Origin of the sequence: Brevundimonas sp. R86498 (assembly GCF_044598075.1) — a bacterium.
In the GTDB taxonomy this organism is placed as follows: Bacteria; Pseudomonadota; Alphaproteobacteria; order Caulobacterales; family Caulobacteraceae; genus Brevundimonas.
In genome coordinates this window covers 1,012,961-1,025,161 of sequence record NZ_CP139004.1, presented here as the reverse complement: position 1 = coordinate 1,025,161, position 12,201 = coordinate 1,012,961, and the positions used below count along the sequence as shown (strand labels likewise).

12 protein-coding genes are annotated in these 12,201 nt (G+C 67.5%); 6 read left to right on the top strand and 6 right to left on the bottom strand.

The features are described from left to right. Positions 1–6: 6 nt before the first annotated feature. From SJY26_RS05145 to secA, 4 genes are read right to left on the bottom strand one after another with little or no spacing between them, the layout of a single operon-like run. The gene (locus tag SJY26_RS05145) at positions 7–1,173 is read right to left on the bottom strand and encodes an aminotransferase class V-fold PLP-dependent enzyme (protein ID WP_396595075.1); all 1,167 of its coding nucleotides are present in this window, start codon (positions 1,171–1,173) and stop codon (positions 7–9) included. Further along, a complete protein-coding gene (locus tag SJY26_RS05140; RefSeq protein WP_396595074.1) occupies positions 1,173–1,466 on the bottom strand; it encodes a type II toxin-antitoxin system RelE/ParE family toxin in 294 nt (97 codons plus the stop codon). The genes SJY26_RS05145 and SJY26_RS05140 overlap by 1 nt, the downstream gene beginning before the upstream one ends. After that, positions 1,463–1,735 carry a type II toxin-antitoxin system ParD family antitoxin gene (locus tag SJY26_RS05135; RefSeq protein ID WP_396595073.1) on the bottom strand — a complete coding sequence of 91 codons (273 nt, stop codon included), beginning with the start codon at positions 1,733–1,735 and terminating at the stop codon, positions 1,463–1,465. Before SJY26_RS05135 ends, SJY26_RS05140 begins: the two co-directional genes overlap by 4 nt. Positions 1,736–1,789: 54 nt before the next feature. Beyond that, the gene (gene secA, locus SJY26_RS05130; RefSeq protein WP_396595072.1) at positions 1,790–4,645 is read right to left on the bottom strand and encodes a preprotein translocase subunit SecA; all 2,856 of its coding nucleotides are present in this window, start codon (positions 4,643–4,645) and stop codon (positions 1,790–1,792) included. A gap of 230 nt (positions 4,646–4,875) precedes the next feature. Here secA and SJY26_RS05125 point away from each other — a divergent pair, with 230 nt between their 5' ends. From SJY26_RS05125 to SJY26_RS05100, 6 genes are all read left to right on the top strand, one after another. Beyond that, on the top strand, positions 4,876–5,808 hold the full coding sequence (locus SJY26_RS05125; protein WP_396595071.1) for a peptidyl-prolyl cis-trans isomerase: 933 nt from the start codon (positions 4,876–4,878) through the stop codon (positions 5,806–5,808). Beyond that, the gene (gene argJ, locus SJY26_RS05120) at positions 5,805–7,208 is read left to right on the top strand and encodes a bifunctional glutamate N-acetyltransferase/amino-acid acetyltransferase ArgJ (protein WP_396595070.1); all 1,404 of its coding nucleotides are present in this window, start codon (positions 5,805–5,807) and stop codon (positions 7,206–7,208) included. Before SJY26_RS05125 ends, argJ begins: the two co-directional genes overlap by 4 nt. A gap of 66 nt (positions 7,209–7,274) precedes the next feature. Next, a complete protein-coding gene (locus SJY26_RS05115; RefSeq protein WP_396595069.1) occupies positions 7,275–8,615 on the top strand; it encodes an amidohydrolase family protein in 1,341 nt (446 codons plus the stop codon). After that, positions 8,615–9,523 (top strand): aspartyl protease family protein, encoded by a 909-nt coding sequence (locus tag SJY26_RS05110; RefSeq protein WP_396595068.1) that lies wholly within the window; start codon positions 8,615–8,617, stop codon positions 9,521–9,523. Before SJY26_RS05115 ends, SJY26_RS05110 begins: the two co-directional genes overlap by 1 nt. 40 nt (positions 9,524–9,563) lie before the next feature. Beyond that, entirely contained in the window at positions 9,564–10,559 is a 996-nt protein-coding gene (bioB, locus tag SJY26_RS05105; RefSeq protein ID WP_396595067.1) for a biotin synthase BioB, read from the top strand. 155 nt (positions 10,560–10,714) lie between these two features. Beyond that, entirely contained in the window at positions 10,715–11,197 is a 483-nt protein-coding gene (locus tag SJY26_RS05100; RefSeq protein ID WP_396595066.1) for a DUF421 domain-containing protein, read from the top strand. A 1-nt stretch (position 11,198) separates the two neighbouring features. Here the strand turns inward: SJY26_RS05100 and SJY26_RS05095 are convergent, their stop codons facing one another. Together SJY26_RS05095 and SJY26_RS05090 are read right to left on the bottom strand one after the other, a co-directional pair. After that, entirely contained in the window at positions 11,199–11,543 is a 345-nt protein-coding gene (locus SJY26_RS05095) for a GIY-YIG nuclease family protein (protein WP_396595065.1), read from the bottom strand. Positions 11,544–11,847: 304 nt separating this feature from the next. Continuing rightward, on the bottom strand, positions 11,848–12,198 hold the full coding sequence (locus SJY26_RS05090; RefSeq protein WP_396595064.1) for a hypothetical protein: 351 nt from the start codon (positions 12,196–12,198) through the stop codon (positions 11,848–11,850). Between the last annotated feature and the right edge of the window lie 3 nt (positions 12,199–12,201).

Genomic DNA, 12,201 nt, shown 5'->3' with positions numbered 1-12,201 from the left:
CGGCGGTCAGAACAGGCGGCAACATACGCCGATCAGACGCTCCACATCCTCTTCGGTCTGATACAGGCCGAAGCCGAACCGGATGACATCGTCGCGCACATCGGTCACGACGTTGGCTTCCAGCAGCCGGGCCCGCCAGGCCTGGGCGTCGCGGTGCTTCAGCGCGAGGAACCGCGCGCGGGCGGCATTGTCCCCGCTGACCGGGTTCAGCACCGTCGCCTCGCCCAGCGACCCGCAGGCCCCGGACGCAAGGGCCGCGGCGAACCGCGCCGACAGGCGGTCCGCATGGGCCGAAATGTCGGCCGTGGTCAGCCCCTGTTCGTCGAGCATCCGGCGCACACCGTTGAAGCGATACAGCGGTGTGGCGTCGAACGTGGCCCCCCAGAAGCGGCCGGCGTCGCCCCGGTACTGAACGCCCTCGGGCGGGCCCATCAGATTGCCGAACTCGGCGAACCAGCCGGTCACCACAGGCCGCTCGCAATAGCCCGGAGGGGCGTGCAGCAGGCCCGCCCCTTCGCCCGTCATGGCGTATTTGTAGCCGCCCGAGACATAGAAGATCCGGTCCGCGACGGCCGACAGGTCGGTCGGGGTGGCCATGAAGCCATGGTAGCCGTCGATGATGACCCAAGGACCCTCGGGCCGTGCGAGGGCCGCCAGGGCGTCGATGCAGCCGATCGCCTGACCGGTCTTGAAGAAGACCTGGCTGACCACGATCACATCGTGCCCCCCGGCCTCGGCCGCCGCGGTGAACCGGTGATCAAAGCTGTCGAACGGCTCCAGCGGGACGCGGGTGACCACCGCCTCGCCGCTCTCCTCCCAGCGCTCGGCCTGACGGCGGAAGGCGTGGAATTCGCCGTCCGTGGTCAGGATGCGGACCGGCTTCGTCTCCCAGCCCGAGAAGATCCGGATCAGGAGGTCGTGGGTATTGGGCGCGAAGACCAAGGTGTCGGGGTCCGGCAGGTTCAGTTCCTTCGCCACATGCCGCTGGGCCTCGGGCACGACGTCGCCGAAGACCAGATCCCATTTGCGGTCGGCGAAATGGTTGGCCTCGACCCAGGCCCGAACCTGGCCGTCGAAGGAAGCATCGGGCCACAGGTGATGGCTGTGGGCCGCGAAATGCAGCCGCTCGGGGTCGAGGGCGAGGGCACGAGAGAAGAGGGATTTGTAGGACATCAGGACTCGTCGGCTACGGGATGGCCGCTCATGGCGGCGTGCATGATCCGCTCGATCCGGACCTCGTCATCACGAACCGAATAGTAGATGCAATAGTTGCCATGGACGATCCGACGGACCGGAACCGTTAGCTCCCCGTGCACCGCATAGAGGCGAGGGTCGGTCGCAGCCTTGGCCGCTGTTTTCCTCAGTTCCCGTACGAAGCTGAGCGCCTTCCTCGGATTGTCACCGGCGATGAACTCACCAATCGCAGCAAGATCGATCTCGCTTCTCCGTGAAAAGCGAGCCTTCATTCGTCGTGGATCAACGCGGCGTAACGGGCCTCGAGCTCATCGAAGACTTCATCCGCCGGACGGCCCGGGCCGCTATCGATTCCTTCCTGCAGCATTTCTCGCAGATGGGCCTCGTCACGGGCGCGGGGCAGCCGGCTGAACGACCAGGCGTCGAGGGCAGCGCGTACGACCTCTTCGGATGACGCATAGTCACCCTTCGCAACGGCGCGGTCGATGATCCGAGCCATGGGTTCGGATAGCTCGACCTGCAGCGTCTCGTGCTTACCCATCATGGCCTCCTGCTCCAGGATCGACGATCGGCCGCTCCCGTGCAAGTGCCGGCCTCAGACCAGCGCCCCGTGGCAGTGTTTGAACTTGCGGCCCGAGCCGCAGGGGCAGTCGGCGTTGCGGGGGGTGCGTTCCCAGCCGGCGGGCAGGAGCTCGACCGGCATGCGGGCGCGGGCGTCGCCGGTCAGCTGCCCTTCCGGGTTCTGGGACCGGGGGTCGGCCATCTCGTTGACGCCGGTGCCGGGGTTCAGGTGGATCTCCTGGAACTCGGGCATCTCCATCGCCGGCGGGGCCTCGAAGCGGAACTCCACCGTCATCAGCCAGCGGGTCACATTGTGACGCAGCTCGTGCAGCAGGGTCTCGAAAAGGGAGAAGGCCTCGGTCTTGTACTCGTTCAGCGGATCCCGCTGGCCATAGCCGCGCAGGCCGATGACGCCGCGCAGGTGATCCAGATGCACCAGATGCTCGCGCCACTGCATGTCGATCATCTGCATCAGGAACTGCTTCTCCAGTCCCCGGGTCTGGGTCACGCCCAGCTGTTCCAGACGTTCAGCGGCGCGGGCGTCGGCGGCGTCCTGGAGGCGCTGTTCGACCTCCTCGTTGGACACGCCTTCCTCGGCGGCCCACTCGTGCAGCGGCAGGTCGAGGCCGAGGGTGGACTTCACCTTCTCGTCGAGGCCGTCGATGTCCCACTGTTCGGCATAGGCCTTGGGCGGCATGAAGCGGTCGACCAGGTCGGTGACCACGTCCCGGCGGAATTCGCCCACCAGTTCGGACAGGTCCTCGGAGTCCATGAACTCCTGGCGCTGCTCGAACACGGCCTTGCGCTGGTCGTTCACGACGTCGTCGTATTTCAGCAGGTTCTTGCGGATGTCGTAGTTGCGGGTCTCGACCCGCTTCTGGGCGGTCTCCACGGCGCGGTTCAGCCAGGGGTGGGAGATGGCCTCGCCCTCGGCGACGCCGAAGCTGCGCATGATCGAGTCCAAACGATCGCCGGCGAAGATGCGCAGCAGGTCATCCTCGCAGGACAGGTAGAATTTCGAGGTGCCGGGATCGCCCTGACGGCCGGTCCGGCCGCGCAGCTGGTTGTCGATCCGGCGGCTTTCGTGGCGTTCGGTGCCGAGCACAAACAGGCCGCCGGCGTCCAGCGCGATCTTCTTCTGGACGGCGATGTCGGCCTTGAGCCGGGCCTCCTCGGCCGCCAGCATCTCGGGCGTGACCTCGATGGCGAGGTTCCTCTGGTCCAGCCGGTATTTCTCGAGACGCATCTCGAGGTTGCCGCCCAGCTGGATGTCGGTGCCGCGGCCGGCCATGTTGGTGGCGATGGTGACCGCACCCGGCAGGCCGGCGTCGGCCACGATGAAGGCCTCCTGTTCGTGCTGGCGGGCGTTCAGGACGGCGTGGGGAATGCCCTTGAACTTCGTCTCCCAGACGATGTCGTACGCCGCGTCGCCGATCTTGGCCGCTTCCTTGTCCTTGCCGACATAGGCCTTCTTCAGCGTGCGCGAGACCTCGACCTTGTGCTCATAGGTGCGCAGCAGTTCGGACAGCTGCTCGGACTTCTCGATCGAGACGGTGCCGACCAGAATCGGCTGACCGCGCTCGCGGCAGTCCGCGATCTGTTTGGCGATCGCCAGGTTCTTCTCGGCATAGGTCCGGTAGACCTCGTCGTCGTAGTCGATGCGCTGGACGGGGCGGTTGGTCGGGACCTCGAGAACATCCATCTTGTAGATGTCGAGGAATTCCTGGGCCTCGGTCGCGGCGGTGCCGGTCATGCCGGACAGCTTCTCGTACAGGCGGAAATAGTTCTGGATCGTCACCGAGGCCAGGGTCTGGTTCTCGGGCATGATCTTGACGTCCTCCTTGGCCTCGATGGCCTGGTGGAGGCCCTCGGACAGGCGGCGCCCGGTCATCATGCGGCCGGTGAACTCATCGATCAGGACGATCTCGCCGGCCTTGATGATGTAGTCCTTGTCCTTCTGGTACAGGGTGTTGGCGCGCAGGGCCTGGTTGATGTGATGGACCAGGCTGATGTTCGCGGCGTCATAGAGGCCGGTGCTGTCTTCCGCGAAATGGCCGCCCGATTCCAGCAGGGCCTCGATCCGCTCGGACCCCTCCTCGGTGAGCAGGGCCTGACGCTGTTTTTCATCCAGATCGAAGGTGGTCTCGTCCTTGATCAGCTCCTTCACCAGGCCGTCGCAGATCTTGTAGAGATCCGACCGGTCCTCGGTCGGGCCCGAGATGATCAGGGGCGTGCGGGCCTCGTCGATCAGGATGGAATCGACCTCGTCGACGATGGCGAAATGGTGCGGACGCTGCACCATCTCGCGCCGGTCATAGACCAGGTTGTCCCGCAGATAGTCGAAACCGAATTCGTTGTTGGTGCCGTAGGTGATGTCGGCGGCATAGGAGGCCTGACGCTGGCCCGAGGACAGGCCGTTGACGATGACACCGACCTCGAGGCCCAGGAACCGGTAGACCCGGCCCATCCATTCGGCGTCGCGCCGGGCGAGGTAGTCGTTCACGGTGATGACGTGGACGCCCTTGCCGGTGAGGGCGTTCAGATACACCGGGGCCACGGCCACGAGGGTCTTGCCCTCGCCCGTCCGCATTTCGGCAATCCCGCCTTCGTGCAGGATCATGCCGCCGGTCAGCTGAACATCATACTGACGTTGGCCCAGCACCCGCTTGGAGGCCTCGCGGGCTACGGCGAAGGCCTCGTCCATGACCTTGTCGAGCGTTTCGCCACCCGAAACCCGGTCCTTGAAGGTCTGGGTCATCATCCGCAGCTCGTCGTCCGACAGGGCGGCGAAGCGGGGCTCCAGGGTGTTGATCTTCTGGACCCGGCTCATGAAATCCTTGACCTTGCGGTCGTTGGAGGAGCCGAAAAGTTTCTTGGCGAAGCCGAGCATGGGCGATCCGGAAGCGGTCGAGCGGTCTAGAGCTCTGGAATTGCCCGTAAGGGGCGGCGATGGGACGCCGCGAGAGGGGCTGCCGGGCGAGGCGGCGAAACCGCCGCGCACACGATCGAAAACCCCTCGACTTGGGCGCAGGCGGGACTTAAGCACCGGCCTTACCCCTGTCAACGCGAGGGGCTTTGCGGCCCGGCGTTTGGACCCCTTTGACGGGGACGGAGCGTCTGATGCGACATTCGCGCAACCCCCTGATTTTCCTGGCCCTCGCGGCGGTTCTGGCTGTGGCGGCCTGCGGACGCGGCGGCGGCGACGATCGCCCGCCGGAACCCGGCGACCGGGCGGTGGCCAGGGTGCAGGACCAGACCCTGTGGGCCTCCGACGTCAAGCGCGAGGCGGTGGCGCAAGGGCTGATCGGCGAAGGCGAGCCCCTGGACGTCACCTCGGACCTGTTCCGCCGGGTGCTGGACGAGGTCATCGACCAGAAACTCCTGGCCCGCGAGGCCGAGCGGCGCGGACTGGACAACTCGGCCCTGGCCCAGCGGCGGCTGGATGCCACGCGCGAACGGATTCTCGGCGACATGCTGGTCGAGAACGTCGTCAATGGCGCGATTTCGGACCAGGCCGTGCAGACCCTGTATCAGGAGCAGCTGCGTCTGGCCCGGACCTCGGAGGAGATCCGCGTGCGCCTGATCCTGTCACGGACCAAGGCGGAGGCGGACGCCGTGATCGGAATCCTGGGTCAGGGCGCCAGTTTCGAGGCCGTGGCCCAGGAGCGGTCGGTCGACGAGGCGACGCGGTTTTCGGGCGGCGACCTCGGCTATTCGACGGCCGATGTTATGCCCCAGGCCTATGCCAACGCCCTGCGCAATGCCCCGGCCGGCTCGACCGTCGGTCCGTTCCAGACCGAGGGGGGCTGGGCCGTGCTGCGGGTCGAGGACCGGCGCCGCGAGAGCCCGCCGACGCTGGATCAGGCCCGGCCCCAGATCGTCCGCTACCTGACCTATGAAGGGGTGCGGCAACTGCTGGAGGAGTTGCGCGGCAAGGCGGAGGTAAACGTCCTTCTGACCGCCGAAAACGGTGCGCCGCAGGAGCCGGCCTCTGCGGCTCCTGCGGCGACGCCAGCCCCTGCCTCTGCACCCGCCGCCGGAGCACGGCCGTGAGCGGCGAGGCGAAACGGCCCGGTTCGACCGGCAAGACCCTGGAACAGGCCTTCGAAAAGGCCTTTGACCCCCTGGCTGCCGCGCTCAAGCGCGCGACCCAGACCACGTCCCCGACGGCGGCTGTACCGGCCGTCCCGGGCAAGCCGGGGCTCACGGTTTCCCCCCTGGCCGTGCCCTTCCCGGTCATTCCCCCGATCGGTGGGGTCGAGATGACGACCGCGCGGGCGGGCTTCTACAAGCATGAGCGCGACGACCTGACGGTGTTCCGGTTTGCCCGGGGCACCACCTGCGCCGGGGTCTTCACCCGCCACAAGGTCGGGTCGGCCCCTGTGGACTGGTGCCGGCGGCATCTGGACGGGCCGGGCGGCGGTGAGGATGTGCGGGCGCTGGTGGTCAATGCCGGCTGCGCCAACGCCTTCACCGGCAAGGCGGGGGCCGATGCGGCCCGGCGGACGGCGTCTGAAGTCGCCAAACGGTTCGGCTGTCGCCAGCGCGACGTCATGCTGGCCTCCACCGGGGTGATCGGCGTCCTGCTGGACGACCGCAAGATCGCCGCCCGGCTGGCCGAGGTCGAAACGCGGCTGGACGGCGACACCCCGCCGACCGAGCAGTGGGCAGCCGCCGGTCGAGGCATCATGACCACCGACACCTTTCCCAAGGGATCGTGGGCCGAGACCACCATCGACGGGTTCAAGGTGCGGATCGCCGGCATCGCCAAGGGCTCCGGCATGATCGCGCCGGACATGGCGACCATGCTGGGCTTCATCGTCACCGATGCCGCTATCGCCCCGGCAGTGCTGCGGGCCCTGCTGGGTCTGCATGTGCGGACCACCTTCAACTCGGTGACGGTGGACGGGGACACCTCGACCAATGACACCTGTCTGCTGTTCGCCACCGGGGCGTCGGGCGCGCCCCGGATCGGCCGGGTCGGCGACCGTCGGCTGAAGGATTTCTCCGCCGCGCTCGACAAGGTCATGCTGGATCTGGCGCACCAGCTGGTGCGGGACGGTGAAGGGGCGACCAAGTTCGTGCGCGTTACCGTCGAGGGGGCCGCCAGTCCCGCCTCGGCCCGCAAGCTGGCCAAATCGATCGCGGACAGCCCCCTGGTCAAGACCGCCATCGCCGGCGAGGACGCCAACTGGGGCCGGGTGGTGATGGCCGTGGGCAAGACCGAGGAGCCGGTCGACCGCGATCGTCTGGCCATCCGTTTCGGCCCCCATGTGGCCGCCGTGGACGGGGCGGTGTCGCCGACCTACGACGAGGCGAAGATGAGCGCCTATATGAAGCGGTCCGAGATCGACATCGTCGTTGATGTCGGCTCCGGCCGGGCGGCCGCCACCGTCTGGACCTGCGATCTGACCAAGGGCTACATCGAGATCAACGGGGATTACCGGAGCTGATCGCTCGCCCATTCCCCTCCGCGCCGGGCCGTGCCTAAAGTCCGGGGAAACGGGGGAGTGTGGATCATGAAAGCCATTGTTGCGGGGGCGCTGGCCGCCCTGCTGACCGCCGGCGTCGCCACAGCGCAGGACGGGACGGTCGCCCCGGCCGAAGGGGCGGTGACGCTCGTTCAGGCCGGGCGGCTGCTGGACCGGCCGGGACGGGCCCCGCGCGGCGAATCCACGGTGGTCATCCGCGACGGCAAGGTCGAGGCGGTGCGCGACGGCTTCGTCGGGGCCGAGGCCTTTCCGGGCGCCGCGGTGATCGACCTGAGGGACCGGTTCGTCCTGCCCGGGCTGATCGACAGCCATGTGCATCTGACCTCGGACCGCGCCGGTCAGGCCGGGCTGCTGGCCGATTTCACCGACAGCCTGCCGGCCCGGGCCTATGAGGCCGCCGGCAACGCCCGCGAGACCCTGATGGCGGGCTTCACCACCGTCCGGAACCTGGGCGACGGCGACGGGGTCACCCTGGCGCTGCGGGACGCCACGGCGCGGCACGAGATCGCCGGCCCCCGGATCATCGACGCCGCCACCTCCATCTCGACCACCTCGGGCCATATGGATCCGCGTCTGGGCCTGTCCGACGACGTCCGGCACGACATCGGCTCGCCCGAGAACGTCTGCAACGGCGTGGAGAGCTGCCGCGAGGCGGTGCGGATCCAGATCGGGCGCGGGGCCGATGTGATCAAGATCGCCACCACGGCCGGGGTCAACAGCCGCATCGGAGCCGGTCTGGGGGCCCAGATGTTCGAGGACGAGGCCCGGGCCCTGATCGAGACCGCCCACCTGTACGGCAAGAAGGTCGCCGTCCACGCCCACGGGGCCGAGGGCATCGACATGGCCCTGAGGTTGGGGGCGGACTCCATCGAGCACGGTACCATCCTGAGCGAGGACACCATCCCCCTGTTCCTGCGCTCGGGTGCCTATTACGTGTCCACCCTGTCGACGGTGAACGGCTACCGGGCCCGTCTGGCCGCCGATCCCAACGCCTATCCGCCCGCGGTCCTGCCCAAGATCCTGTGGCGGATCTCGATCACCGGCCGCTCGCTGGAGGCCGCCGTGCCGGCCGGGGTGCGCATCGCCTTCGGCACCGACGCCGGGGTCTCGCTGCATGGCCGCAACGCCGACGAGTTCGAACTGATGGTCGAACACGGCATGACCCCGATGGGGGCGATCGAGGCCGCGACCGTCAACGCCGCCGACCTGCTGGGCCTGGCCACCGAGGTGGGCAGTCTGGAGCCCGGAAAGCGTGCCGACCTGATCGCGGTCGAGGGCGACCCGCTGCAGGATGTCAGAGTGCTCAAGTCAGTCGGCTTCGTCATGCGCGACGGGCGGGTGTATCGTAACAACCCGCAGAGCGAGTGATGCTGCGCCGCCGTGACCTGATCACCGCGGCCTCCGCGCTGTTCCTGCCCGGGGTCGCCGGGGCCCAGGATGCGACGGTCGAGAGTTCTGAACGCCTGCGCGGGCGCCGGCTGTCCGTGCCGGTGTTCATCGCGGAACACGGTCCGTTCGCCTTCGCGCTGGATTCTGCGGCGAACGCCTCCGTCATTTCGGACGATCTCGCGGCCCGCCTCGGCCTTCCATCGGCCGGGCCCATAGGCATGCACACCCTGATTGCCCGGGAGCTCGTGGAGACTGTACGTGCCCGTGAGGTGCGATCCGGCAATCTTCGTGTACCCGAGGCGCGCTTTGCAATCGCGCGCCGCTCCGGCCTGGACGGTGCCGATGGCCTGATCGGCCGCGATCTTCTCATGGATCATCGCCTTGTCCTCAGGTTCAGAGGCGAAGCGCTCGCCGCCATCACGCGCTCGCGACGACCGGGCCGCGGCATGCTCGACCCGGCACCCCAGACCGCTCTCTTTCGCGCCGATGCCGAAGAGAGGCACCGGGGCCTGCTGATGATCGACGTCCGTTCGGGAGAGGCGAGCGGAAAGGCGATCATTGATACAGGTGCGGCGATCACCATCGTCAACACCGCTTTTGCCCGGGCGGCCGGGGCGTCGCCCATCACCCTGGACGACGGCACCCGCGTGGCGCATGTGACCTCCCCCACCGGCCTGACGGTGACGGCGATCCCGATGCGGCTGCGCCGGCTGCATTTCGCCGGCGTCACGCTGCGAGAGACGCCGGTGCTTGTCGGCGATTTCCACACCTTCGACATCTGGGGCCTGGCAGATCGGCCCGCCATGCTTCTGGGGACCGATGTGCTCGGTCAGTTCCAGACGGTGATCATCGATCTCAAACGCGCCGAGCTGCTGCTGGAGACCTGACGCCTTGCGTTCGCACGCCGGCTGAGTCACCAACCCGCCCATGACCCAGGATCTCTCCCTTCCCCGCCACGACTGGACCCTTGATGAGGTCGAGGCCCTGTTCGCGCGGCCGTTCATGGAGCTGGTGTTCGAGGCGGCCTCGGTGCACCGGCGCTGGTTCGATCCCTCCGAGGTCCAGAAGTCGCAGCTGCTGTCGATCAAGACCGGGGGCTGCGCCGAGAACTGCGGCTACTGTTCACAATCGGCGGCCTTCGACACGGGGCTGAAGGCCGAGAAACTGATGGACACCTCCTCTGTCCTGGCCGAGGCCATGGCGGCGAAGGCCGGCGGGGCCAGCCGCTTCTGCATGGGCGCGGCCTGGCGCGAGCTGAAGGACCGTGACACGCCCAAACTGGCGGCCATGATCTCGGGCGTGAAGGCCCTGGGCCTCGAGACCTGCGCGACGCTGGGCATGCTGACCGCCGATCAGGCGCGCCAGCTGAAGGCCGCCGGCCTCGACTACTACAACCACAACCTCGACACCGGGCCCGACTACTATGCCGAGGTCGTCACCACGCGAACGTATCAGGACCGGCTGGACACCCTGACCCATGTCCGCGACGCCGGCATGAGCACCTGCTGCGGCGGCATCGTCGGCATGGGCGAGGCGCGCCGCGACCGCGCCGGCCTGTTGCATGCCCTGGCCACCCTGCCCGTCCATCCCGACAGCCTGCCGGTCAATGCCCTGGTGCCCGTCACCGGCACGCCGCTGGGCGAGCGGGTGCTGGAGGCCGGCCAGATCGACCCGATCGAGTTCGTGCGCACGGTCGCCGTCGCCCGTCTGGTCTGCCCCCGCGCCATGGTCCGGCTGTCGGCCGGGCGCGAGACCATGAGCCCGGAGATGCAGGCGCTCTGTTTTCTCGCCGGGGCCAACTCCATCTTCGTCGGCGGCAAGCTTCTGACCACCCCCAATCCCGAACAGGACGAGGACGCCCGCCTGTTCGCCCTGCTGGACCTGAAACCCATGGAACCGGCCCGGGTCGAGGCGGCGGCGTAAGGCCGAAAAAACAGGGTCCGTTGAGTCCGTTGAGTCCGCTTCTCCCCTCCGGTTGACCCGGTCTTCGCCGGTAGAAGCCAGTCTGACATGCCGATACGTCAGAATCGGACGTAGGGGCCGGCGGACCCTTCCGGGCCGCAAGCCGTTGCGGTCCGATGGAGATCGCCGACATGCTGTTCCAGGGCTGGCCCGGCCTCGGCCGGACCGTTCTGGTGGGGACCCTGGCCTATGTGGGGCTGGTGGTGTTCCTGCGCCTGTCGGGCAAGCGCACCCTGTCCAAGCTGAACGCCTTTGATCTGGTGGTGACGGTGGCGCTGGGATCGACCCTGTCGACCGTGCTGCTGAACGAGGAGGTGGCCCTGGCCGAGGGGCTGGTGGCGTTCGGCGTCCTGATCGGCCTGCAGTGGCTCGTGACCTGGACCTCGGTCCGCTGGAAAGCCTGGGCCAAGCTCGTGCGCGCCGAGCCCGCCATCCTCGCCCGCGACGGCGAGGCCATCGACGCGGCCCTGAAGCGCGAACGCGTCACCCGCGACGACCTCCTGAGCGCCGTCCGCGACGCCGGCGGCCGCGACCTCGCCGAGGTCGAGGTGGTGATCCTGGAGGGCGACGGGGCGCTGACGGCGATATTGAAGCGGTAGGTCAGGCGTCTTCGGCCGGGGGAACCCAGTCGGGGTCGTGGACCGGATACCAGTCTGCCGCGAGATCCCGCCATTGCGGATTGGTGTCCTCGATCAGCTTCAGCTTCCAGTCGCGATTCCACTTCTTCAGCCGCTTCTCTCGCCGGATGGCGTTCACGACCCAGGCGTGGCGTTCGAACCAGACCAGTTGGACGCAGCCGTGCTCAGCGGAATAGCCGTCGGGATGGGTCCCGGTCTTGTGCTTCCAGACGCGGGCAACGAGGGTCGATGTCATCCCGACATAGATCCAGCCGTTCCGCTCACTGGCCATGATGTAGGTTGCGATGAAGGTGCGATGCGTCCCCATCTGCACAACCTATGCGCACTTTCTTCTTTCGTCATCCTCCGGCGAAGCGAAGCGGAGACCGGGGGACCACCTCCAACCACCACGCTCAACGAACGACCCGATCCATACGGCCCCGGCCCTCCCTTTCGTCATCCTCCGGCGTAGCGAAGCGGAGACCGGGGGACGCAGCGGCGCCGAAGGCGATCTGTTCAGGCACGATGTCGGAAAGGGCGGTGTCCGCGACAGTGTCCTGCTCTCGCAGGCCGCTGCGTCCCCCGGTCTGCGCCGCGAAGGCGCGGCTTGCCGGAGGATGACGAAAGAGGTTTCAGGTGCGGCGGTAAACGAGAATCCCGTGCTGGCGAATTGCTGGCCAGACGCGCTCGTCACTGTTTGGCTCTGCGAACTGAAGATCGACAGGAACAGAAATCCGTTGGGCGAGAAATGCCCGCCAGCGCCCGGCCATGCAGATGGCATAGCCGAGCATGTCTCCCTCGCTGTCTCCAGTCAGGACATATCCAACATCGAGGTCGGGGATGGGTGAGGGGTTCGGCTTCACTGTACGTCGTCCAGTGGCCCGCGATCCGAAGACCCAGACGCGATCAATGCGCTGATCCGACACTGCCCAATCGCGAACCGCTTCGATCCACATTGGGTCAGTGTCGAAATGCAGTTGCATCAG